Source organism: Micromonospora sp. IBSANI012, assembly GCF_052814045.1.
In genome coordinates, this window is record NZ_CP199933.1 from 2,075,899 (window position 1) to 2,098,582 (window position 22,684).

The 22,684-nt window shown below is 69.4% G+C and carries 23 protein-coding genes and 2 pseudogenes; 16 read left to right on the forward strand and 9 right to left on the reverse strand.

What is annotated here, in order from left to right; all coding sequences use genetic code 11:
- Positions 1 to 128 precede the first annotated feature (128 nt).
- Both ACTWM8_RS09770 and ACTWM8_RS09775 read right to left on the reverse strand, forming a co-directional pair.
- The gene (locus ACTWM8_RS09770) at positions 129 to 722 is read right to left on the reverse strand and encodes a flavoprotein (RefSeq protein WP_446213514.1); all 594 of its coding nucleotides are present in this window, start codon (positions 720 to 722) and stop codon (positions 129 to 131) included.
- A 641-nt stretch (positions 723 to 1,363) separates the two neighbouring features.
- Entirely contained in the window at positions 1,364 to 1,630 is a 267-nt protein-coding gene (locus ACTWM8_RS09775; RefSeq protein WP_446213515.1) for a helix-turn-helix domain-containing protein, read from the reverse strand.
- 76 nt (positions 1,631 to 1,706) lie between these two features.
- Here ACTWM8_RS09775 and map point away from each other — a divergent pair, with 76 nt between their 5' ends.
- From map to ACTWM8_RS09805, 6 genes and pseudogenes are all read left to right on the forward strand, one after another.
- The gene (gene map / locus ACTWM8_RS09780; RefSeq protein WP_446213516.1) at positions 1,707 to 2,525 is read left to right on the forward strand and encodes a type I methionyl aminopeptidase; all 819 of its coding nucleotides are present in this window, start codon (positions 1,707 to 1,709) and stop codon (positions 2,523 to 2,525) included.
- Position 2,526: 1 nt separating this feature from the next.
- Positions 2,527 to 2,688: pseudogene (locus tag ACTWM8_RS09785) on the forward strand (transposase); the annotation flags it as partial.
- Positions 2,668 to 3,114 carry an ATP-binding protein gene (locus ACTWM8_RS09790; protein WP_446214513.1) on the forward strand — a complete coding sequence of 149 codons (447 nt, stop codon included), beginning with the start codon at positions 2,668 to 2,670 and terminating at the stop codon, positions 3,112 to 3,114. The pseudogene ACTWM8_RS09785 and the gene ACTWM8_RS09790, both read left to right, overlap by 21 nt.
- Positions 3,115 to 3,122: 8 nt before the next feature.
- Positions 3,123 to 3,320, forward strand: coding sequence for a hypothetical protein (locus ACTWM8_RS09795; protein WP_446213517.1), 198 nt, complete (start codon positions 3,123 to 3,125; stop codon positions 3,318 to 3,320).
- A 126-nt stretch (positions 3,321 to 3,446) separates the two neighbouring features.
- Positions 3,447 to 4,232 carry a maleylpyruvate isomerase N-terminal domain-containing protein gene (locus ACTWM8_RS09800; protein WP_334483501.1) on the forward strand — a complete coding sequence of 262 codons (786 nt, stop codon included), beginning with the start codon at positions 3,447 to 3,449 and terminating at the stop codon, positions 4,230 to 4,232.
- A gap of 70 nt (positions 4,233 to 4,302) precedes the next feature.
- Positions 4,303 to 4,854, forward strand: a complete 552-nt coding sequence (locus tag ACTWM8_RS09805; protein WP_446213518.1) for an AAA family ATPase — start codon at positions 4,303 to 4,305, stop codon at positions 4,852 to 4,854.
- 274 nt (positions 4,855 to 5,128) lie between these two features.
- Here the strand turns inward: ACTWM8_RS09805 and ACTWM8_RS09810 are convergent.
- A pseudogene (locus tag ACTWM8_RS09810) lies at positions 5,129 to 5,866 on the reverse strand (class I SAM-dependent methyltransferase); the annotation flags it as partial.
- Between the two features lie 620 nt (positions 5,867 to 6,486).
- On the opposite strand from ACTWM8_RS09810, the gene ACTWM8_RS09815 reads away from it, so the two are divergent.
- Positions 6,487 to 7,731, forward strand: coding sequence for an Imm1 family immunity protein (locus ACTWM8_RS09815; RefSeq protein WP_446213519.1), 1,245 nt, complete (start codon positions 6,487 to 6,489; stop codon positions 7,729 to 7,731).
- A gap of 95 nt (positions 7,732 to 7,826) precedes the next feature.
- On the opposite strand, the gene ACTWM8_RS09820 is transcribed toward ACTWM8_RS09815, so the two are convergent.
- Together ACTWM8_RS09820 and ACTWM8_RS09825 are read right to left on the reverse strand one after the other, a co-directional pair.
- Positions 7,827 to 9,482: a sensor histidine kinase gene (locus ACTWM8_RS09820; protein ID WP_446213520.1), complete on the reverse strand. Its 1,656-nt coding sequence runs from the start codon at positions 9,480 to 9,482 to the stop codon at positions 7,827 to 7,829.
- A complete protein-coding gene (locus ACTWM8_RS09825; RefSeq protein WP_446213521.1) occupies positions 9,479 to 10,219 on the reverse strand; it encodes a response regulator transcription factor in 741 nt (246 codons plus the stop codon). Before ACTWM8_RS09825 ends, ACTWM8_RS09820 begins: the two co-directional genes overlap by 4 nt.
- A 398-nt stretch (positions 10,220 to 10,617) precedes the next feature.
- Here ACTWM8_RS09825 and alr point away from each other — a divergent pair, with 398 nt between their 5' ends.
- Genes alr through ACTWM8_RS09845 form a run of 4 tightly spaced genes read left to right on the forward strand, consistent with a single transcriptional unit; the run spans position 10,618 to position 14,610 of the window.
- Positions 10,618 to 11,769, forward strand: coding sequence for an alanine racemase (gene alr / locus ACTWM8_RS09830; RefSeq protein ID WP_446213522.1), 1,152 nt, complete (start codon positions 10,618 to 10,620; stop codon positions 11,767 to 11,769).
- Positions 11,766 to 12,794: a D-alanine--D-alanine ligase family protein gene (locus ACTWM8_RS09835; protein ID WP_446213523.1), complete on the forward strand. Its 1,029-nt coding sequence runs from the start codon at positions 11,766 to 11,768 to the stop codon at positions 12,792 to 12,794. The genes alr and ACTWM8_RS09835 overlap by 4 nt, the downstream gene beginning before the upstream one ends.
- The gene (locus ACTWM8_RS09840; protein WP_446213524.1) at positions 12,794 to 13,969 is read left to right on the forward strand and encodes a UDP-N-acetylglucosamine--N-acetylmuramyl-(pentapeptide) pyrophosphoryl-undecaprenol N-acetylglucosamine transferase; all 1,176 of its coding nucleotides are present in this window, start codon (positions 12,794 to 12,796) and stop codon (positions 13,967 to 13,969) included. Before ACTWM8_RS09835 ends, ACTWM8_RS09840 begins: the two co-directional genes overlap by 1 nt.
- On the forward strand, positions 13,966 to 14,610 hold the full coding sequence (locus tag ACTWM8_RS09845) for a M15 family metallopeptidase (protein WP_446213525.1): 645 nt from the start codon (positions 13,966 to 13,968) through the stop codon (positions 14,608 to 14,610). Before ACTWM8_RS09840 ends, ACTWM8_RS09845 begins: the two co-directional genes overlap by 4 nt.
- Positions 14,611 to 14,699: 89 nt before the next feature.
- Here the strand turns inward: ACTWM8_RS09845 and ACTWM8_RS09850 are convergent, their stop codons facing one another.
- Entirely contained in the window at positions 14,700 to 15,131 is a 432-nt protein-coding gene (locus ACTWM8_RS09850; protein ID WP_446213526.1) for a hypothetical protein, read from the reverse strand.
- A 134-nt stretch (positions 15,132 to 15,265) separates the two neighbouring features.
- The gene (locus ACTWM8_RS09855) at positions 15,266 to 16,021 is read right to left on the reverse strand and encodes a PIG-L deacetylase family protein (protein WP_446213527.1); all 756 of its coding nucleotides are present in this window, start codon (positions 16,019 to 16,021) and stop codon (positions 15,266 to 15,268) included.
- An 85-nt stretch (positions 16,022 to 16,106) separates the two neighbouring features.
- On the opposite strand from ACTWM8_RS09855, the gene ACTWM8_RS09860 reads away from it, so the two are divergent.
- Positions 16,107 to 17,006 (forward strand): alpha/beta hydrolase, encoded by a 900-nt coding sequence (locus tag ACTWM8_RS09860; protein ID WP_446213528.1) that lies wholly within the window; start codon positions 16,107 to 16,109, stop codon positions 17,004 to 17,006.
- A 385-nt stretch (positions 17,007 to 17,391) separates the two neighbouring features.
- Here the strand turns inward: ACTWM8_RS09860 and ACTWM8_RS09865 are convergent, their stop codons facing one another.
- Positions 17,392 to 18,597 (reverse strand): D-alanyl-D-alanine carboxypeptidase family protein, encoded by a 1,206-nt coding sequence (locus tag ACTWM8_RS09865; protein ID WP_446213529.1) that lies wholly within the window; start codon positions 18,595 to 18,597, stop codon positions 17,392 to 17,394.
- Positions 18,598 to 18,987: 390 nt separating this feature from the next.
- Here ACTWM8_RS09865 and ACTWM8_RS09870 point away from each other — a divergent pair, with 390 nt between their 5' ends.
- Positions 18,988 to 19,167 (forward strand): hypothetical protein, encoded by a 180-nt coding sequence (locus tag ACTWM8_RS09870; RefSeq protein ID WP_446213530.1) that lies wholly within the window; start codon positions 18,988 to 18,990, stop codon positions 19,165 to 19,167.
- Here the strand turns inward: ACTWM8_RS09870 and ACTWM8_RS09875 are convergent.
- Positions 19,164 to 19,874, reverse strand: a complete 711-nt coding sequence (locus ACTWM8_RS09875) for a DNA alkylation repair protein (RefSeq protein ID WP_446213531.1) — start codon at positions 19,872 to 19,874, stop codon at positions 19,164 to 19,166. The genes ACTWM8_RS09870 and ACTWM8_RS09875 overlap by 4 nt on opposite strands.
- A gap of 301 nt (positions 19,875 to 20,175) precedes the next feature.
- On the opposite strand from ACTWM8_RS09875, the gene ACTWM8_RS09880 reads away from it, so the two are divergent.
- From ACTWM8_RS09880 to ACTWM8_RS09890, 3 genes are all read left to right on the forward strand, one after another.
- Positions 20,176 to 20,619, forward strand: coding sequence for an OsmC family protein (locus tag ACTWM8_RS09880; protein WP_446213532.1), 444 nt, complete (start codon positions 20,176 to 20,178; stop codon positions 20,617 to 20,619).
- A 589-nt stretch (positions 20,620 to 21,208) separates the two neighbouring features.
- Positions 21,209 to 21,748, forward strand: coding sequence for a hypothetical protein (locus ACTWM8_RS09885; RefSeq protein WP_446213533.1), 540 nt, complete (start codon positions 21,209 to 21,211; stop codon positions 21,746 to 21,748).
- A 38-nt stretch (positions 21,749 to 21,786) separates the two neighbouring features.
- Positions 21,787 to 22,632, forward strand: coding sequence for a DUF4097 family beta strand repeat-containing protein (locus ACTWM8_RS09890; protein WP_446213534.1), 846 nt, complete (start codon positions 21,787 to 21,789; stop codon positions 22,630 to 22,632).
- Positions 22,633 to 22,684: the final 52 nt, after the last annotated feature.

Consider the following 22,684-nt stretch of genomic DNA (forward strand, 5'->3'; position numbering starts at 1 on the left):
AAGCAGGACGCCGCCATCGGCGCGTACATCCGTTGGCGCACCTATCGCTCCCAACCGACATCCGGATTCGCCGTTCAACTCCAAGATCCGCCACCCGGATCACCCGTTCAAGGCTGCACGACGAGGCGCTAGCCGGACTGCCGCGCCAAGTCGTCGGAGCTGCGCTGCCGCTCTCCGGTGGGCTGCCCGGGGACCCGGGCGAACCGCGTCCATGCGGAGATCACCTGCACGGCGGCGTGCCACGGGACCGGGTCGGCGACCTCGGACGGCTCGGCGGGCCGGGTCACCGTCACGCCCCAGTGCCGCAACCGATCCAGGCTCTCCAGGAATGCGGGGTGCCGGGCGAGCGCCGGATCCGGGGCCGGCACGGCGACGACCGGCAGGCCGACGGCGATCGCCTCGTTGAGCAGCCGCAGGCCCAGATTGTCGTTGAGGCCGTACGCCCACTTGTTCACCAGGTCGAAGCTGGCCGGCACGACGGCGAAGGCGTCGGCCGGCGGCAGGGGATGGAGCGTCTCCAGCTGCTCGTCCTCGCGTACCGGATGGTGGGTGAGGTCGGCGAGCCCGTCCCGGTCGATCGAGTCGACCGCGTCCGGGGTGGCAATGAGGTGGACCTCCCACCTCAGCTCCTGGCAGGCCGTGATGAACGGTCCGAGCTCGACGGCGGGCTCGGCGCGGCAGACGACGAGGTGCAGGACAGGCGATCGTAACTTCCCGGGCATGACGCTCCTATCGGCATGAGATGTCCCGCGCGCCAGTCGTGGCGAGAGCCGGCTGTGCGCCGGGACGTCGATCGCCTGCGTCACCGGCGATCTCGCCGATCGAGTGGCTCCGGATGTCCGTGTGGATCCCGAAGCCGAGAGTATCGAGCCGGCTGCGAACGCGAGCCGTTATCCAGTGAACCGGCTGGATGGATCTGGCGCCGCTCCATCCGAGGAGCTGATCGAGCGGTCGGCCGGGCGTCCGTAAGCGGAGGATTCGGCGGTGAAGGTAGACAAAACAGGGTCACGTCCGCGCGAGGTCGCTCGTCCGGGCAGATTTGGAGTCATGCGCCGTGGTTCCTGCCGCGTGGCGCCCTCGACCGGGCTACCAAACAAGCCAGTGACATCTTCAAGGAGCTGGGCACCTCGCGCCAGCTTCCAGGAGACACGCCTAGTCGTACCCGTCTGCGCGGCCCATCCCTGGTCACGAGGACGACGCGAGCGCACGAAGCGCGACTCGCGGCAGAAGTGGATACGGGCACGGGCATGACGGATGCCTGTGCCGACGCCAGGAGCACAGGCGAGGGACTGCTGGCTATGCGCGGGCATGGCCTGCTTGCTGTTTTCAGCCTGTCCTACTGGAGTACCTGGGCGGCTGGTCTCTAGGACGCTTGGCGGATGGGCATGTCGGCCCGCCAGACGTCGGCCAGGTCGCTGAGGGGGACGTCGAGGGCCTGGCTGAGGCAGACCACAGTGCCGAACGCCGGTGCGGGAAGGCGGCCGGCCTCGATCTTGCGCAGCGTCTCGGGGGAGATGCCGGCTGCCAGGGCCACCTCGACGAGGCTGCGGCCGACCCGCGCGGCCCGGAGGGCGGCTCCGAGGCGCTGGCCCGCTGCGATCTGTTCGGCGGTGAGTGGTTGGCGAACCATGCCAGCAGGATATCCCACCGGACCATCCCCGACCTGGCGTGGTATAAAAATACCGCACACGGAGAGGGAGGCTGTCGTGATCGAGCTCAAGTCCGCCGAGGAGATCGGCCGGATGGCGGTGACGGGCCAGTTCGTCGGCGAGCTGCTCGCCGAGCTGAGCGGTGTCGCCGCGGTCGGCGTCAACCTGATGGACCTCGAACACCACGCCCGCCGCCGGATCAAGGAACGCGGCGCCGAATCCTGCTACTGGGACTACGCCCCTTCGTTCGGCCGCGGCCCGTTCCGCAACGTGCTGTGCCTGTCGGTCAACGAGGCGGTGCTGCACGGCCTGCCGCACGACTATGTTTTGCGGGACGGTGACCTGCTCAGCATCGACATGGCGGCCGGCATCGACGGCTGGGTCGCCGACTCCGCGCTCTCCGTCATCGTCGGCACCCCCGACCCGGCCGACCTGAAGCTGATCGAGGCCACCGAGGTCGCACTGGAGGCCGGCATCACCGCCGCCCAGCCCGGCGGCCGCCTCGGCGACATCTCCGCCGCGATCGGCGAGGTCGCCCACTCCTACGGCTACGGTGTCAACGCCGAGTTCGGCGGCCACGGCATCGGCCGCACCATGCACGAGGCCCCACACGTCTCCAACAACGGCCGCGCCCGCCGCGGCATGAAACTCGACCCCGGCCTCACCATCGCCATCGAGCCCTGGTTCTGCCGCTCCACCGACAAAATCAAGTTCGACAACGACGGCTGGACGATCCGCTCCGCCGACGGCTCCCGCACCGCCCACTCCGAACACACAGTCGCCATCACGGCTTCCGGCCCCCAGGTCCTGACCCGCCGCCCCACTCACGGCGCCACCTCGGCCGACCCCACCAAAGAGCCCGCCACAGCCTCCTGACCCACTGCCCGCCCGACGCGGCGTCGCCCACGGCTCCGGGCTCGGCAAGGTCCGCTGGGTGGTCGAGCGCGCGTTCGCCTGGCTGCACCAGTTCAAACGGCTCCGCATCCGCTACGAACGACGCGCCGACCTCCATCAAGGCCTGCTCGAACTCGCCTGCAGCGGGGCTGGCACAGGTGAACCGGTCTACGGCTCGGCGAGCACGGCCAGGGCGTCGACCTCGACCCGGAACCGGGGTGCACCAGCGCGCGAACTCGTCGAAGCCGCCGACGACAAGATCCTCAACAAGACCATCGCCCGTTACGGCCGCGTCGATCTGCTTTGCATTGACGAACTCGGTTACATGGAGCTCGACCGGCACGGCGCCGAGTTGCTGTTCCAGGTACTGACTGAACGCGAGGAGACCAACTCGGTGGCGATCGCGTCCAACGAGTCGTTCTCCGGCTGGACGAAAACCTTCACCGACCCTCGCCTCTGCGCGGCGATCGTCGACCGGCTCACCTTCGGCGGCAACATCATCGAGACCGGCACTGACTCCTACCGCCTCGCCCACGCTCACCAGAAGAACCTGGCCATGGCCGCGGACTGACCCACGCCATGAGCGACCCGACCATCCCCACACCTGCCGAACGGGCCGCGCTCAACGCCGCCCTGCTCGCCACCGGCGCCGAGACCGGTTTCTGGGACGACACCGGCCGCCCCGCACCCTGGCCCGACGACATCGACGAATGGACACCCGCAACAGAGAATCCGCCATCCGGGCACCCCAGCGTGAGCGGTGCTGTTGCCTTCTGAGGATCGCCGATCTGAGGAAGGGGCGCCCGCGCGTCATCCAAGGGCACGTATCAGTGCCGGGGCGGCCGCCGCGTCGGCTGCGAAATTCGCTGTCCGGTCGTCGGAGCACAGTGATAGGAAGCCGGGGTGCACAAAATTCTCACGTTCCCTGATCATCTGCGGCTGATCAACGAACGGTCGGCCGCCTTCCGCGCTGCGGTCGCCGCGGCACCCAGCCTCGACGCGCTGGTGCCGACCTCTCCCGAGCGGACGCTGTTCGATCTCGTGCAACACGTGGGGATGGGCCGCCGCAAATCAGCCGCCATCGTCGCCGCAGGGCCCGCGGACGCGCCCCCGGAGAAGTCGGCTTGGGAGGACGGCATGGGTGCGCCTCGGGAACGCGAGGCTCTCCTGGCCTGGTGGACCGAGTCCGTCGAGCAGCTGACGAGCGCGCTGCGTCAGGCCGGCCCGGACCGCGGTTGTTGGACGTGGTGGGGGGACTCGCCGTCACCGCAAACCTCTGGTGCCTGGGCGCGGCGACAGGTTCCCGAGATCGCGGTGCACACCTACGACGCCCAGCTCACGGTGGGTGCCCCGCAGCCGCTATCGGACGAGGTCGCCCTCGACGGTTTCGACGACTGCCAGTTCACCCTCTGCGCGACGACGGTCGCCTGGCCACACGAACCCGCCATCGTCGATTACCACGCCACCGAGGGCCACTCCTGGCGCCTTCGGCTTTCCCACGACGGCGCACAGGTCGCCCACCTCACGCCCGCTGCCGGCGAGGACCCCGACACGGCCGACGCCTCCGCCCGGGGCACGGCCAGTGACCTGGTCCTGTTCTTCTACGGCCGCATACCGCTGGATTCGCTGAAGTTCGAAGGCGACCGTCGTATCTTCGATCAGCTCGTAGCGTGGGACCCGTCCGTGTGACAACCGACGACATGCGATCTCGTGCACCCGGAGGCCGAGGCCGCAGCGAAGTCGCAGGTATCCGGCTCGGGTGGCTACGCTCGTGAACAACGTTGATGTGCTCGTCCTGCACGGATCGCCGGGCTCGGGAAAGTCCAGCCTGTCGGGTGCCATAGCGGACCTGCTGCGTGAGTCCGGTTTGGCGAACGCGGTGATCGACCTCGATGACCTCACCATGGTCTACCCGCACCCCGAGCGGTCTTTCGGGCTCAACAATCTCAGGGCTATCTGGCCCAATTACGCGACTATTGCGGGTTTGCGGCTCGTCATTCCCAGTGTTATCGCGGACGAGGACGAACGGGTGCAGCTTCGCGCTGCCGTGCCGGGTCCACGGTTCGTCGTCTGCGAGCTGACCGCCCCTGAGACGGTCTTGAAGGAACGGGTCGCTGCACGGGAACCGAACGAGTACTGGCGCAGCCGGCTGCGCAACTTCGTCGATCTCTACCAGCAGCGGAGCGATCTTGCGAGGGTCCGAGACTTTCAAGTGTCGACCCACGCAAGGTCTGTTGCGGAGGCAGCTCGCGAAGTCATCGAACAGGTCGGGTGGCAGCTTCGGCCTGAAGCCGAGCGCCTACATGCCTAACGCACAGTCACTGATCTGAGTTCCTGCGGCAGGCCGGGGTGGGGCCAAACCGGGCCGTCACACCATCGCACGCCTCCACCACGATGGGGCCACCACAGACCGTCCGAGCGGGGCCACCGCAGGCCGTCATCATCACTAGATGACCGTCTGTCGTGGACATTACTGAACATGTGACGACGGCCGCTGGGTTTGAAGCTATCCGTTTGACCGATGCGAGTGGGGCCTGGACCGCCCATGGCTTCGGGCAGCGAAGTCGTACCCGGATGTGGCGGGTTCAGGCGATAAGCAGGCGAAGGCCAAGCTCTGCTGCATCGAGATCGACGAGGTCGCCGTTGCGTTCTGCCCACCGACCTGACGCGAGGTCATCACGGAGGCTGTGCACTGCCCTCTGCTCGGCGTCCGGCCCGACTCTGGCCCAGACCGATACCCCGCGACGGACGTTCTCGTCCAGGTACGCCTCGGGCCGGCGCCAGTAGGCCTCGAAAAAGCCGTCAACGCAGTCCCACGGGATGAGCACCGGCTCCACGCGGGCTCCGATCGCGCTGGCCAGCTCGGTCAGCGAAGGCCGGCCGACAAGGAGGTCCGCGACTTCAGGAAGGTAGTCGCGAGTAAGCCAGAACCGACGAAGCCATCCGTTGTCACTGGTGTCGTGCGTGAACACCACCACGCGGCGAGCAACGCGCCGCATCTCGCGCAGGCCCGCGATCGGGTCCTGCCAGTGATGGATGGTGGCAAAAGCCATCGCTGCGTCGAAGGACTGGTCCTCGAACGGAAGGCTCTCCGCGGCGGCAGCCACGCACGGCGCTGCGCCTGCGGGGCGCTGCGCACGCATGAGCGTCGACGGTTCCACCGCGGTGACGTCACGGTCGGCGGGCTCGTAGGAGCCGGTGCCAGCCCCGACATTCAATACCGTCCGCGCATCGCCGAGCGCAGCCCAGACCCTTGCGGCGATCCGCGGCTCGGTGCGCCGCGTGACGGTGTAAGTGGCTCCGATGGTGTCATACACCTGCGCGCTGGACATGTCGCCGCCTCCCTGGCTGTCACCAGCCCCACGCCGCGCACGGGGCCTAGCGTCGCTGCCCTGGAAAGTAGGTCACCTGCGCACCATCTCACCACATTGGCCGATCGGCGTGACCTTCGTTTTCTCGCACCTTGTCTGACAGGACCGTTGGAAGTTGCGCGGCTCGATGGGCGTGCCATAGCGGGTGGTGAATACCAGGTCGTTTTCCTGCGATGCCGGCGCGCAGGCGGCCGTCGCACCGCCGCGCCGTAGCGTGAGTCACCGCCGGCCGTGGTGGGGATGCGGCGCGGAGGATGCGGGGCCACCCTTCCAGGGTCAAGGGCGCTTCGCGTCGCTGCGCCACGACCCTGCGGACCGCCCTTGACCCCGGAGGATCCGCGACCCCTCGGGCCGGCTATTGCCGGCAGGCCAGGGGCCTGCCCGGGTGCACGCGCCGCATCCCCACCACGGCCTCGTCGCGTAGCAAGCCAACGCCGTCACCGCGTCAAGAGACTGTGAACTCCGGTTGACGCGTGCGGGGTTGCGGCTCCACGGAGAGATCGTGGTCTAATCGCGCAGCGCTGGTGCCGGCAAGTGATCATGACAACGCTGAAGCAGGACGTAGGTGTGGAGTGGACAGTTACCAGAGTCAGATCGAGGCGGCACGGCGCAGTAGCGAGGATCGAATCGAGGCGGCACGCCGTAGTGGTGCCTCCTCGTTGGATCTGGGTGGGCTCGCGTTGGGAACCCTGCCGGAGTCGCTGGGTGATTTGACCGCCCTCACCCGGCTGGACCTGGGCGGCAATCAGCTGACCGTGCTGCCGGCATGGCTGGGCAAATTTACCGCCCTCACTCAGCTGAACCTGACCGCCAACCAGCTCACTGTGCTGCCGGAATGGCTGGGCAACCTTACCGCCCTCACCCGGCTGGACCTGGGCGGCAATCAGCTCACTGTGCTGCCGGAGTCGCTGGGTGACCTTACCGCCCTCACTGAGCTATTCGTGTGGGGCAACCAGCTCACTGTGCTGCCGGAATCGCTGGGTAACTTGACCGCCCTCACCGAACTGTTCGTGGGCCGTAACCGGCTCATGGTGTTGCCGGAGTCGCTGGGTAACCTGACCACCCTCACCCGGCTGGGCCTTTCCGGTAATCAGCTGTCGGCGCTGCCGGAGCCGCTGGGTAAGTTGACCGCCCTCACCTGGCTGGACCTGGCCAACAACCAGTTGTCGGCGCTGCCGGAATGGCTGGGTAACCTCACCGCCCTCACCCGGCTGGACCTGACCGAAAACCAGCTCACTGTGCTGCCGGAGTCGCTGGGTAACCTGACCGCCCTCACCCAGCTGTTCCTGACCGCCAACCACCTCACCGTGCTGCCCGGGTCGCTGAGTAACCTCACCGCCCTCACTCGGCTGGATCTGGCCGGTAACCAGCTCACTGTGCTGCCGGAATGGCTGGGCAATCCCACGGCTAGCAGGCATCCGATGAACGCACCTCTGCAAGCCTGGATCGACGACACCCCCACCACCGTGGCCAGCACTGCCGACCTCGACACCATCCTTGACCGCGTACCGCGCAGCGGCGTGTCGCTGATCAGCGAAGACGGTGTGCGGAGTCTGCACATCACCCTTCACGGGGACCGATCCGGACTGGTATGGGAAAGCGAGGACGAGATCATGCTCAGCTGGGGACCAGTGCCGCCTGGGGCCCCACCCGGCCAGACAGTTGGCGACGCCGAAGACGCATTCTCCGACCCGTGGTTTACCGCCGCAGGCGCTGAACCCTTTGATCTCACCGAAGAACAGGCCCGTCAAGCAGGGCACGAATTCCTGCGCACCGGCCGGCGCCCCATCAGCGTCCAATGGGTCGACAAGCCGTAGGTTCGCCGAGAAACAAACACACGGAGCCCCGTGAATGTTGCTCGACACGGAAACGGACGCAATCCCAGGCCGCGCCGCACAGGTTGAAGATCAAGCTAGTCGGCGCGGGGAAGCGTGATGGTGAATGTCGTCCCGACGCCGACCTCACTCGCGACCGTGATGGTGCCCTGGTGATCGGTGACGATCTGTCGGGCGATAGCGAGGCCGAGGCCACTGCCCCCGGTACGGCGGCCCCGTGCGGAGTCGGCCCGCCAGAACCGGTCGAACACATGCGGCAGCGCGTGCGCTGCGATTCCCGAGCCGGTGTCGACGACCCGGACGATCGCCTGCGTGTCGGTGCGGCTCGCGACCAGCCGGACGCTGCCGCCCGCAGCGGTCGCCCGTAGGGCGTTGGTGACGAGATTGCCCACCACCTGGCGGAGCCGGTCGGGATCGGCGTGTACAGCAACCGGCTCGGCCGCCACGCGCAACGACACCCCGGCCGACTCCGCCCGGGCGTGGTGGGCGGTGCGGCAGGTCTCGAGGAGTTCGGCCAGATCCACGGTGACCCGGTGGTACGCCAGGTTGCCGGCCTCAGCCAGGGCCAGGTCCTGCAGGTCGTCGACGATGCGCTGTTGCAGCACCGCCTCTTCGTGGAGTGACGCGAAGAGCTCCTGGTCCGGCGTGATCACGCCGTCGGAGAGCGCCTCGAGGTAGCCGCGCAGGTTGGCCAGCGGCGTACGCAGTTCATGTGCGACGTCGGCGACCAGCCGGCGTTGCCGCTCCTCCCCGCGCTGCAGGGAGTCGGCCATCCGGTTGAACGACCGGGCCAACTCCGCCAGCTCGTCGTTGCCCCGCACCGGAACCCGTCCGGTGAGGTCGCCCCGGCCGAGCCGCTGAGCGGCCGCGGTGAGCGTGTCGATGGGGCGCAGCACCCGCCGGCTCAGCAGCACGGTGCCGATGACCGCGACCGTCGCAACGCCCGCTGCCGCGGCGAGCAGTGGACCGGCGGTCAACACGGACGCCGGATCGCCGCGAGCGCCGAGGTAGACCCGGGCGGGTACCGGCGCGACGTCACTGATCTCGTTGGTGAAGGCCTGGGCCAGGCAGGAATCCAGTGGTTGCACCGTCGAGGTGCCACAGACCTGCACCCGGGCAGCGTCCACCAGGTCCCGGCCCGGCTCGGCCGCGACGTCGCGACAGCCGCCGACGATCTCGTCGACACCCTGGCGATCGCGCACGTCGGCCGTGCTCAGGTCGACGTCGAACTGCGGAACTCCCGTGCTGGTCGGTGAAGCGACAACAGGGACGGATTCCCGCGTCAGGCAGGCCGCGAACCGCACGCCGGTACGGTAGGCGGCGATCGCGCCGACCGTGCCTTTCTCCCGGCCCGCCGGCTCCGCTGGCAATGCTGCCAGATTCAATACCGGCCGCGGGTCGACGAACCCGACCATCGTGCCGAGCGGCCGGGCGTCGCGGTTCTCCTGGGTGTCCGTGTCCACGATCACCTGGCCCGTGTCGGCGACCAGGTGGATCCGCTGACCGGTCTGGGCGCGCAGGTCCCGCACCAGGTCGGGCACGCCCTCCCAGGTGCCGTGCAGGCTGCCGTACATCCTGAGTCGGGCGACGACCTGGTCGAGTTGCGCCCGGTCGGTGGTGGCCGAGTCGCTGATCTGTTGCGAGGCCTGCCGCAGGGTCAGCCACGCGGTCGCCGCGGTCGCGCTCACCGCGACGAGGACGACCAGCCAGAGCACCCGTAGCCGAAAACTCACCGGCTGACTCCGGGCGTGCCCTCGGGCGTCGGCGCCGCCGCCAATTCCGGCTCCGGTTCGGCGAGCCGGTAGCCACGGCCGTAGACGGTGTGCACGTACCGCGGCTCGGCAACGTCGTCCTCGATCTTGCGGCGGAGGTTCATCACGTGCGCGTCGACAGTGCGTTCGAGCACGAAACGATCGAATCCGAAGGCCCGGTCGATGATCTGCGCCCGGGTGAACACCCGCCCGGGCTCGCCGGCGAGCACCTCGAGGATGCCGAACTCCTTGGCCGTCAGGGCGACCGGCCGGCCGCCGACGCGTACCTCGAACCGGCCGGCGTCCACCTCGAGCTCGCCGACGCGCAGCACCGCCCGGTTGTCGGCGCTAACCACCCGCGCCCGGCGCAGCAGCGCCCGTACCCGGGCCGCCAGTTCCCGCGGGCTGTACGGCTTGGTGAGGTAGTCGTCGGCGCCGAGGTCCAGGCCCAGCAGCATGTCTTCCTCGGTGGTACGGGCGGTCAGCAGCAGGATCGGGATGTCCGATTCGGCACGGAGGATCCGGCACACGTCGAGGCCGTCGACGACCGGCATCATCACGTCGAGGACCACCAGGTCAGGCCGGCGGGACCGGCACTGGTCCAGCGCGGCCCGCCCGTCGCCGACCAGCAGCACGCTGTGCCCCTCGCGTTCGAGATAGACCCGTACCAGGTTGGCCTGCTTGGGGTCGTCCTCGGCGACCAGGATCCGCGCGCTCATGTTTCCCCATTCTGCCTGGTGGTGGCGGGGGTCAAGTAAACCCGAAACCCGTGAAGAACTGATGTGGGCGGGCTCCGGAGAGCGGCGAGCGGGATATCCGCACAGCTGGCCCACGGCTTCTTCAAGGGTTCTTCACAACCGGCTGCCTACCGTGCCCGTCGTGTCAGTCAGGAGCCGGACATGATCTTCGAACCAGCACACCGAGGCCGCCGCGACGAGCAACAGCGGCGGGCGGCCCGCCGGCGGATCCGGGAGACGCTCGCGGTGCGCCGGGCCGCCGCGGTCGGCGGGCAAGGGGCCGCCGAACCGCCGGATGAACCGCCCGTCGAGCCTGGGGCCGCCGGGTGACGCCGGGTACGCGTGGTCGGCGCGCCGGGACCGGTGTGATCAACGAGAGTGTGCAGCTGGCCGAGGCCGTGATCGATCTTGCGGCGATCGCGGAGAACATTCGGACGATCGCGGCGATTGCACGTACCGGGTTGATGGCCGTGGTGAAGGCCGACGGGTTCGGGCACGGCGCGGTGCCGGTGGCGCGGGCAGCGTTGGGCGCCGGCGCCGCCTGGCTGGGCGTGACCTCGGCGACGGAGGCGGTGGCGCTGCGATCGGCGGGCATCGACGCGCCCGTCCTGAGCTGGCTGCACCGGCCGGACGAGGACTTCACCCGCCTGATCGCCGCGGACGTCGACATCGCGGTGTCGACCCTGACCCACCTGCGCGCGATCGCCACCGCGGCCACGGATCTCGGTGTGCCCGCCGCGGTCCAGCTCAAGGCGGACGTCGGTCTGTCACGCAACGGTGCCAGCGGCGACGAATGGCCCGAGCTGGTCGCCTGGGCTCGCAAGCACGAGGCGGAGGGCAGTGTCCGGGTACGCGGGGTGTGGTCCCACCTGACGAACGCCGACGTGCCGGGCTGCCCGAGCATCGCCCGGCAGCTGTCAACGTTCCAGGAGGCGCTGCGGATCGCTCGGGACACCGGGCTCGACCCCGAAGTGGTGCATCTGGCGAACTCGGCGGCGGCACTGGCCGCCCCGCAGACCCGGTTCGATCTCTGCCGGATCGGCCTGGCCATGTACGGCGTCGACCCGTTCGGCGCGACCGGTCCCCGCCGCTACGGCCTGCGACCCGCCATGACCCTGCGGTCAAGGGTGATCAACCTGAAGCGCGTGCCCGCCGGTACCGGCGTGTCCTACGGCCCCGATCATGTGACCGATCGGCCGACCACGCTCGCCCTGCTGCCGCTCGGGTACGCCGACGGCCTGTCGCGCACCGCCGAGGGCCGCGCGTGGGTCTGGCTCGCCGGTCGGCGCTGCCCGATCGTCGGCCGCATCGCCATGGATCAGTGCGTCGTCGATGTCGGCGACCTGCCGGTGGCGCTCGGCGATCCGGTGGTCGTCCTCGGTCCCGGCGCCGAGCCCGGCTCGCCCGACCCGGCCGAGCCGACGGCCGCCGAATGGGCGCGGTGGGCCGGCACCAACCCGCACGAAGTCTTGACCGGAATCGGCGCGCGAGTGGCGCGCGTACACCTACATGGGGAAGCGGCAACATCATGACTGTTCGTTTGGCGGTGCTGTTCGGTGGGCGCAGCGGGGAGCACGACGTCTCCCGGCGCTCGGCGGAGAGCATCCTGGCCCACCTCGACCCCGCCGCCTACCAGGTGACCGAGGTGCTGATCGAGCGGGACGGCCAGTGGCGGGTGAACAGCGACCGGGCCACGTTCGCGCAGGCGCTGCGGACCCTCGGCGACCAGGACGTGGTGTTCCCGGCGCTGCACGGCCCGTACGGTGAGGACGGCACCGTCCAGTCGATGCTGGAGTGGCTCGGCGTCGCGTTCGTCGGAAACGGTGTCTTCGCCAGCGCCGCGGGGATGGACAAACCGGTCACGAAGAAACTCCTCGCCGCCGACGGCCTGCGCGTGGCCGACGGGGTGACGCTGCGGCCCGACGAGGATCTGTCGTCGCGGGATCAGGAGCGGCTGGGGCTGCCCGTCTTCGTCAAACCGGCCCGGGCCGGCTCCAGCCTGGGAGTCTCCAAGGTCGAACAATGGGCGCAACTGCCCGCCGCCCTGCGGCTCGCGCGCGAGAGCGACGCGAAGGTTCTCGTCGAACGCGCCGTGCGCGGGCGCGAGATCGACGTCGCCGTCCTTCAGCACCCCGACGGTCGCGTCGAGGCCGGGCCGCCGCTGGAGATCCGGGTGGCGAACGCCACCTTCTTCGACTACGACGCCAAGTACGACGGCGGTGCCGTCTTCCACATTCCGGCCCAGCTCGACCCCGGCACCACCCGACTACTGCAGGACCGGGCCGTGCAGGCGTTCCACGCGCTCGGCTGCCGCGGGCTGCTCCGCGTCGACTTCTTCCTCCCGGATCCGGACGCCGACCACGGCACGGGGTGGACCGGAGACTACCGGGAGCCGGTGATCAACGAGGTCAACACCTTCCCCGGATTCACCGCCGCCTCCCAGTACCCGCAGATCTGGCAGCGGGCCGGCGTCGGCTACTCCGCACTGCTCGACATCCTCATCCAGGGCGCACTGCACCGGCGCGACACCGCCTCCCCCTGCCCGAGTCCCTGCTGATGGCCGTCTACACCGCGGAACATCTCCGTGGTCTCCGCATCATCGTCACGGGCGGGGGAACGGGCGGGCACACCTACCCGGCGCTGACCACGATCCGTACGCTCCGCGACCGGCTGGCGGCAGCTGGCACCGCACCGGACGTCCGCTGGGTGGGCGTCGCCCACGGACTGGAGGCCAGCATCGCCCGGCAGGAGGGCATTCCCTTCACGGCGATCACCACCGGCAAACTGCGCCGCTCGCCGAACCTGCACGAGTGGGGCCGCAACGTCGCCGACGCCTTCCGCGTGCCGCTCGGCATCTTCCAGGCCATCATGATCGTGGTGCGCACCCGGCCCGAGGTGGTCTTCTCCACCGGCGGATACGTCTCCGTCCCGATCGGGATCGCCGCCTGGATGACCCGCCGCCCGCTGGTCATGCACGAGCAGATCCTCACGCTCGGGCTGGCGAACCGGATCCTCGCCCGCCTCGCCGATCGAGTCCTGCTGAGTCACGAGTCTTCCATCGACCATCTGCCCGCCCGAGCGAGAACCCGCGCGGTGGTCACCGGCAACCCGATCCGGCCCGAGATCCTCACGGGCAACCGCGACCGGGCGCTCGCCGCGTACCACCTGGATCCGCGCCTGCCGCTGGTGTACGTCACCGGCGGCGCCCAGGGCGCCGTCCAGGTCAACAACCTGATCGCCGACATCATCCCCGGACTCCTGCAGAAATGTCAGGTGCTGCACCAGTGCGGCGACTACTCCCTCCACCGGATGCGGCAGGTCGCGGCCGCCCTCCCGGAACACCTGCGCAGCAGGTACCGGGTCGTCGACTACGTCCACGGCGAGCTGCCCGACGTCCTGAGCGCCGCGGACATCGTCGTCGCGCGCAGCGGCGCCGGCACCGTCGCCGAACTCACCGCCCTGGGCAAGGCATGCGTCTTCATCCCTCTCATCCCCACCGGCGGCGACGAACAGCGGCGGACTGCACGGCACCTCGCCGACGCCGGTGCCTCCCGCATGCTCGCCGGCCCCGACGCCTCCGCCAACCGCCTCTACGAGGAGATCATGGTGCTGCTCGACCACCCGGAACGACGCCAGGAGCTGGCCAACGCCGCCCGTCAACACGGCCGGCCCCACGCGGCCACGGCCGTGGCCAGCGCGATCATCGACGCCGCTGGGCGGTACCGGTCATGATCCTGCTGTCTGATCGGCGAATCTCGGCCATCCCGCTCGGCGACAACGGGGAGGCCCTGGTCGACGTACGCCAGGTCGCGGACCTTCGGGTGGACGACCGGCTGGCCGACGAGGCCGGCGCGTACGCGCACCTGCGCGAGGCGGCGGTGCAGCGTCTACTCGCCGCCCAGCGGGCCCTGCCCGGAGGGCTGCGGCTGCTGGTCATCGAGGGGTACCGGCCGCTCAGCCTGCAGACGACCTACTTCGAGAGCTACCAGGACGAACTGCGCCGCAGGTACCCAGAGTGGGACTCGGCGCGCCGGCACGTGGAGGCCAGCAAGTACATCTCGCCGCCCGAGGTGGCTCCGCACAGTACCGGCGGGACGGTCGACCTCACGCTCTGTACGGCCGATGGGATCGAACTGGACCTGGGCACGATCGTCAACGCCAGCCCGGTGGACAGCGCCAACGCCTGCTTCACGGGATCACCCCACATCTCCCCGCGGGCCCGCGCCAATCGCGACATCCTGGGCCAGGCGCTGTCGTCTGCCGGCATGGTCAACTACCCGACCGAATGGTGGCACTGGTCGTTCGGCGACCGCTACTGGGCTCTGAGCACCGGGGCCGCCCGGACCCGGTACGGGCCGGTGGATCTGCCGTGAAGCGGCCGAACATGGGTTCTTCTGGTGGACGTTGCAGCGCCCGCCACCAGTGGCGTTGGTACAGCGTTTGCCGCTTTTCTTCCGGTCGGCTATGGGTGGTCCAGCGGAGGAAGCCCCACAGGCTCGCCAAACGGCTCGATGGATCCATCCCAACCGTTCCCACCCTGTTGAGTGATCTGCCCGTCGGCGTAGGTGTAGAACCAGCGGGCACCGTCTTCACCTTCGATCTGGACGACTCCCGAGCGAACGAACGGCGCAATCGCGACGTAGAAGGCGGTGGCCTGATCCGACCACTTGGGGTCTCCCTCGTCGTCGTGATCAAACTCGATCCAGTCTCCGTCTCGGGTGACCGAGGCTGCAGCCGCCCACGCTATGTCGGCCAGTGTGTTGCTTGAAGGAGACACATCCGGGTGGAACCAACCATCTCGTACAGTCCAGGCGGCCTTGACAGCGGCGACGGCAGCGACGTCGTCCGACTCCGAGAGGTTCAGCCGTCCCGAAGGCTCCACTAGGTATCCCACGGTGCGCACCGTACGGCACTCAATGCCCACCACGCCGCTGTTGATCGGTGCATCGGGCAGGGGTCGGGCATGCCGGCGGGCGGCAGATCCCTTTGTGGCGCGGCCCGGAGTGGAATCATGGGCGCCTGTGAGGCTCAAAGCCAGGGTGGTGGACCCTCGAAGGTAAGGGCGTGCACATCGAACAGGATCGCCGCCTCCACGCCCAGAGCCGGTCCGCCCTGGCGGGCCGCCCAGGTCAGGAACGGCCCGGGTTCGGGGCCGGCCACGCCCAGGCCTTTGGTGTACGCAGCGTGCGCTGCTAGCGAGGCGATACCCCGCTGCAACGGCTCGCCGGTGATGTCCACGCCGTGCGTGGGGAGCTCAGCGCCAGCGAAGCAGACGTAGCGCACGCCGCCCCAGGGGGGTAGCCCCTCGTCCACCAGTTCCGGGAAGATCCACCGGTTGCCCGCGTCGCGGGCGGCGTCCAGCGTAGCCAGCCCCACCGCCCGGTGGTCGGCTTGGTTGGTGATGCCGCCCACCATACGGACGGTGAAGGCGCCCGAGACGATGACGTCGGGCCGGTGCCGGCGGATCGCACGCACGATGTCGCGGCGCAGGTCTGGACCGTACTCGACGACACCGTCGCGGTGGTCGAGGAACTCCACGACGTCCACGCCGACCTCCCGGGCCCCGGCGCGCTGCTCCTCCTCGCGCAACGGCGCGGCCTGGTCCGGGTGCATGGCGTCGATTCCTGCTTCGCCCCGGGTGGCCAACAAATAGGTGACCTGCTTGCCCTGTGCGGTCCAGCGGGCGATCGCTGAGGCCGCGCCGTACTCGATGTCGTCGGGGTGCGCGGCCACCGCGAGGCAGCGCTCCCAGTCCTCCGGCAGTGCCGGTAGAAGCTCATCCACGGTCCACACCGTATTCGCCTCTCCGCCGATCCGTCACCGCCGGACCGGCAGCGTTGACATCCGTCGAGCAGGCGATAATGACCGGATGGACTCCAGCCGGCTCCACCCGCAGGCGCGGGCGGCGATGCAGGTCCAGCAGCGTGTCCCGCTCACCCGGGCGGCCCTGCCGGCGGCACGGCTCAGCATGGTCGAGGCGACTCCGGCCGAGGTGGGCGGCGCACCGGCGATCCGGTCCGTGGTGACCGTCGACGCCGGCGGCGTGGCCGCCCGGCTCTACCGCGACGGCGATCACGATGCGATGCCGGTGGTCCTTTATGCGCACGGCGGGGGCTGGGTGATGGGCAGCGTGGAGACCCACGACGGGCTGTGCCGGCACCTGGCGGCCGCGTCCGGCTGGGCCGTGCTCTCCGTGGACTACCGACTCGCCCCCGAGTATCCCTACCCGGCTGCGGTGGACGACATGGCGCGAGCGCTCACCTGGCTGCGCGGGCCTGGAGCGGCTCGGCACGGCCTCGACCCGGGCCGGATAGCGGTGGCGGGTGACTCCGCGGGAGGGCACCTTGCGGCGGTGACCGCTCGGCGCGCCCGGGATGCGGGGACCCGTCTTGCGGGGCAGATCCTCATCTGCCCGGTCATCGACCCTGCGGCCGACTATCCGGCACTGGACGAGTACGGCCTGGACCGGGAGGAGATGCGGTTCTTCTGGGACGCGTACGCCCCACCCGGCGTGGACCGTACACATCCGGATCTGGATCCACTGCGGGCCGACCTCACCGGCCTGCCCCCCGGCGTGGTCATCACGGCCGAGCTCGACCTGTTGGCCGCCGAGGGCGAACGGTACGCGGCCAGGCTGCTGGCCGCCGGCGTTCCCGTCACCGCAGCCCGGTACCAGGGACTCATCCACAACTTCCCGCGGAAACTGGCCCTCTTCGACGCCGCCCATGTCGCCCTGGCCCAGTTGGCCGCCGCGCTCAACCGTTGGTGAAAGAGAGCGTGCGCCTCGACGTCCGCTTCTGCGCTGACGACGCGTTCACGTTCCACCCACCTCCTGGGCACGAACCCCGGCCGCAGTCGCGGCTTGGCCTTCAAGTGGAGGCGGTCCGGGAGCCGCCACCTTTCGGGCTGGTAAATGGAATCCGTCCTTGGCGCAGCCCTGACGCCGTCGAATTGGTCATCCTGCCGAAGTGCTCATCCGGCCGTGTCCAGCCGGTGCGCTGACCAGCAACGATGACGCGCTCCGGAGCGGGTCGATGACCCGCTCCGGAGCGCTGACCTCCCATGACGCTGCTGGCGCACGTCCACCGGGGTACCGTTCATCCGCGACCGCCGCAATGGTGTCGGAACTACCGCCCCCGTTGGTCGTCGGCTTCCTACGGGTTGGCCGCCCGGCGGGTGGCCCTCAGTCGCCAGGAAGCCGCCAGGAGGAGGACGGCCAGTACGACGGCGGCGCCGAGGCCGAGGATGGCCGCCAACGAGAACGATGGTCCTGCCCCAGCCTGACCGTGGCGCTCGCTTTTGACCTCGGCAATGGGACGGTCCTGCTTCTTCTCATCGGGGGTGACCAGGCGGCCGACCGACGCGTCGGGCGGGAGAGCGAAGCCCCAGTCCAGCAGGGCCGCCGCCTCGCCCAGGCTCCCCAGTGGCGCGGTCTCCGCGCCGAGCAGGGTCACGGCGAGCCGCCGGCCGTTACGTTCGGCCACCCCCACGTATGTCTGTCGCGCCAGGTCGGTGAAGCCCGTCTTCCCGCCGAGCGTCCCCGGGTAGTGGTCCAGCAGCGTGTTGTCGTGGGTGATGGAGAAGCCTGGCGTTCCCGGCGTTGCCGGTATCTCCGCCACTCGGGTCGCGATGTATCGCCGGAAATCTGCGCGGGCGTAGGTGGCGCGCGCGATCAGCGCCAGGTCGTACGCGCTGGTGTACTGACCGGGACCGTCCAGGCCGGACGGTGTCGCCGCGTGGGTCTGGTTTGCGCCCAGCCGGTGCGCCTCGTCGTTCATCGCCTGCACGCCGCCCTGCCGCCCGGCGGTGCCGCCGCCGGCGCGGGCCAGCACGTTGGCCGCGTCGTTTCCCGATTTGAGGAGAAGCCCCAGCCACAGGCTCTCGATCGAGTAACGGCCGCCCTCGACCACCCCCATCACTGAACTGGCCGGATCAAGATCCTGCAGATCCGCCCGGGTCACCTCGACCACCTGTGCAGGGTCGAGGTGAGGCATCAGGGCCGCGGCCAGCAGCATCTTCTGCACGCTGGCTGGCGTGCGGTGTTCGTGCGGGCCGCATCCACCCAGCACCGCGCCACTGTCGAGGTCGGCCACGACCCACGAGGTGGCGGTCACCGACGGTGCCATCGACGCACCCGCGGGAATGGCCAGCCCCGCCGTCGCCAGCGACTCGCCGCCGACGGCCAGGTCGGCGGGACCGACCGGTGGCGGCGACGGTGCGGCGGGCGGGGGCGCCGGCGGCTTCACGGCCGGGCAGGGCACGTACGGCGCGGACGTCGCCAACGTCGAGGACCCGACTGCCACGCCGGGCGTGGTCAGTAAGGCGCTGAGCACCACGGCAGAAATCCGAACGATGGTCATGTTAAAGCACGGTAACTGCTGACAAAGCCGGCACAGCCCGGTTGCAGAAAGGTGGCGAGAATTCCGTTCTTTGGGCGGTTTGCGCTCTTTCGATCACCTTGCGCTGTTTCGCAAGGCACTCTACGGACGATAGTGGGCATACGCGATCGGTGCGTTCACGACGAACCAACACGCGGCGGTCTGGTCGGACTCCACGCGGATCTCCCGGATTGTGTGTGGCTGCAGGGTTGAGGGTTGGCGCAAGCGGAAACGCCGGGCGCAGTGGGACAGGACGGGACGGGCGGCCACTGCGTCGCACTTTCTGACGGAAACAGTCGCGAACAGAGATGCCCAACCTGATCGGGACGTCAGGGTAAAAGCACGGGAAATGTCTCCCGTAAGCCTGTTCCGATGAATCTGGAGAACTCGCGCACGTATCTCCCCATTGCCGAGAGAATGTGGGGCGGAGCGAGCCATGAACGGGGGATCGAGATGGATCTGACGCAGCGAGTGAAGCTGCTGTCGGTGACCATCGCAGCCGCACCGTTGGTCCTCGTCGGGTGCACGGCCGATCGTCTGCCGGGTATCTAGACCACGCCGGACAGGTACTCCCGACGTCGCTGCGGTTCAAACTTTTCGATCGCGTACCGCAGCATGACCCGGGGCATGACCCGGTAACGTCGGGCCAGAAACTCCTCCTCGGCTGCTCTGTCACGGTTTCCTACCTCGCGCAGCATCCAGCCGACCGCCTTCTGGACCAGGTCGTGCGGGTCGCGCAGGAGCCGTTCGCTCAGGCGGAAGGTCCAATGGAAGTCGCCGGCTTTGATGAAGGCGAAAGTTGCCATGATGGCGATGCGCCGGTCCCACACCAGGCTTGACTCGGCCAACCGATCCAGGACGCTCCGGTCCTTGTCGATCAGCCAGGGGCCGACGATGTACGGCGCGGATGAGTCGACCAGGTCCCAGTTGTTGATGCGGCCGGTGTTGGCCAGGATGATGCCGAAGATCTGGCCCCGTTCCTCCCCGTCTCCCTTGGTGAACTTTCGCACCAGGATGAACAGCGACGTCAGCCTCTCCTCGTGCACGCTGCTGGTCAGCAGCTTCGCCGTGTCGGCCAGGGAGAGGTCGCGCCAGTACCGGGCGGCCACTCTGCGCTGTTCCGGCACGGAGACACCAATGGCCGTGTCGCCCTCGCCGTACCCGCCTGGAGCCATCTGCAGGAACCGGCTCGATGCCTCCGCCCGCCGCGGGTCGGCGAGGCTGGCGAGTTCGTGACGGACGTCGGCGGTCGTGGCCATGACTGTGCAACCTACCGCGACCGCCGTTGCCTACGGTGCTGCGTCTATTTCCAAGCGCCGAAATCAACCTACTGGCATGGCTCCGACCGGCTGTCACCGACGACGCCGCGTGATCAGCCCCGACTCGTACGCCCACACGACCACGGTCGCGGCTGTGCAGCTTTGTCAGCGACGAGTGCAGCGCGCCCCCCGGCACTTCTGGTCGACGCTGTGCTGATCTGCGGTCCGGCGGTTGAGGATGGGCCGATCGGCCGGCCAGGCCGATGCCTCGGGATCAGAAGGCCTGGGTAGTTTCCATGTCATGAGTGAGGACACCTTCCGCTCGGTGGAGATCGAGCGCACCAGTGTGGGGAAGTACGTCGCGCGGAACGTTCGCGGCGGATCGATGTCGATGGGCACGGGCGAGGACGCCAGCTTTACGCCGGTGGAACTGCTTCTGGCTGCCATCGGCGGCTGCACCGCGATAGACGTGGACCACATCACCAGCCGCCGCGCGGAGCCGACCCAGTTCTCAGTCGAAGTCACTGGCGACAAGATCCGGGACGAGGCCGGAGGAAACCGGATGCAGAACCTCAGGGTCGAGTTCACCGTGACGTTCCCGGTGGGCGCGGACGGCGACAGGGCGCGCGAGGCGCTGCCCCGGTCGCTGCAGCAGTCGCACGAACGACTGTGCACCGTCTCCCGTACCGTCGAACTTGGCGCTCCCGTCTCGATCATCGAGGCTGCCGGTACCACCGGGGACTGAGGTCTCCGGGCGTCACCCGGGTTACCGGCGGCGAGGCGTTCGAGCACTCCGCGGGCAAAATGTTGGTGCTTCTCGATGGGCGGACGGCCCCGCTGGGCAGTCTCCCGGCCGACGCTGCGCTCCGTCACGCCTGATGCGCGGGCGGCTGGCGCGGAGAGTGGGGAGCCCGGTGGGGGCCGCCGCAGCACGACAGACCGTTGACCGGTGGTGTGTTGCACCGGCAGCCGGCCGGGCCGCGTGGCCAGCACCCCCGCGGCGTGAGGCAGCGGACGCCGGCCCCGCCGGCGAGCTGGCGGTAGTCGCGGGGTCGCTGCTACTGCGCCTCAGGCGGGGCGCTCCGGCGATCACCGCCCACGCCTTACCGGTCAACTCACCACGACGCACCACCGGCACATCGTCGACAGGGCGTTCTTGGCGACCGCCGTAAGGCAGTGAGTGGGCCTAGCTCCTCGCTCGGCGCCACAGGCGCAGGTGCTGGGCTGCCGGCTACCCGTCCGCGACCCACACTCGGCATGGTTCGGACGGAAACCTGGGCGCGATGGCATCACTTCCCTTGCGTATGGCATCAAGGTGATGCCATCATGGCGTCATGGAACTTCGCGCTTACGTCGACGCGATCCGGCATCAGCTCGCGGTAGCCGCCGCCGCGGGCGGCGACGACGCCCGGGAACTGGCCGAGCGGCTCACCGCACCGCTGGAGTCCGCGATCCGGCTCGCCCTGCTGGACGCGCTTTCCGAAGCGGCCACCGAGATCACCCGCGATCTCGCGCCCGGTTCGGTTGACCTGCGCCTGCGTGACCGGGAGCCCAGCTTCGTCGTGACGCCACCGCCCGCCGAGCAGTGGGCCGACGAGGCAGAGGCGGCAGCGGCGGCCCCGCCGAATCCGGTGCCGCCGCCACCCGCGGACGGCGAGGACGAGGCGACCGTGCGGATCAGCCTGCGCCTGCCGGAGCACCTCAAGGCGCGCGTCGAGCACGCAGCCGGCCGCGCCGGCGTCTCGATCAACACCTGGCTGATCCGGGCTGCCGCCGCTGCCGTCGACACCGACAACCAGCACCACCGGGCCGACGCCCCCCGGCGATCCGGCGTCGCCACCGGCGGTCAGCGCTTCACCGGCTGGGTGCGCTAGCAGCGCCGGCCCCACCGACCACCCGAGAGGGGAGCAGCATGCCATCGTTCGACACCCCAGGACCGATCTCGGCATCGGTCGACCTCGTCGCCGGCGACGTGCGGATCACCGCCGGTCCGCGAACCGACACCGTCGTGCAGGTGCGGCCGGCCGACGAATCCGACGAACGCGACGTGCGCGCGGCCGCGCAGACCCGCGTCGAGTACGCGTCCGGTCGCCTGGTCGTCCGCGGCCCCAGGCCACCCGGCTTCGGCGTCTTCGGCAAGACCGGCTCCGTCGAGGTGACCATCGAGCTACCGGCTGGCTCCGGAGTGGACGGAAAGCTGGGCGTCGGCGCCATCAGCTGCGCCGGCTCGCTGGCCGACTGCCGTCTCAAGACCGGCGCCGGAGACCTGCAGGTCGAGGACGCCAGCAAACTCAGCCTCCACACCGGCTTTGGTGCGGCCATCGCCGAGAACGTGGCAGGCGACGCCGAGGTCACCACCGGCTCCGGAAAGCTCAGCGTCCGCGCCGTCGGCGGTCACGCCGTGCTGAAGAACGGCAACGGGGACACGTGGATCGGCGAGGCGGGTGGTGAGCTGCGGGTCAACGCCGCGAACGGCCATGTCGCCGCCGAGCACGCTGCCGCTTCGGTCGTGGCGAACACCGCCAACGGTGACATCCGTATCGGTGAGCTGGTCCGCAGTTCGGCGACGGTGCGCACGGCAGCCGGGCGCATCGAGGTCGGCATCCGGCGTGGTACGGCCGCCCGGCTCGACCTGCACACCCAGTTCGGCAAGGTTCGCAACGACCTGGACGCCGCCGCCGGTCCCGCCGACAGCGACGAGCAGGCTGAGGTGCGGGCCCGCACCGCGTTCGGTGACATCGTGATCCACCGCTCCTGAAGCGTCCCACCAACCGTTGACCCGGTCCGGGCGGCCCGCCCGGACCGCGGGT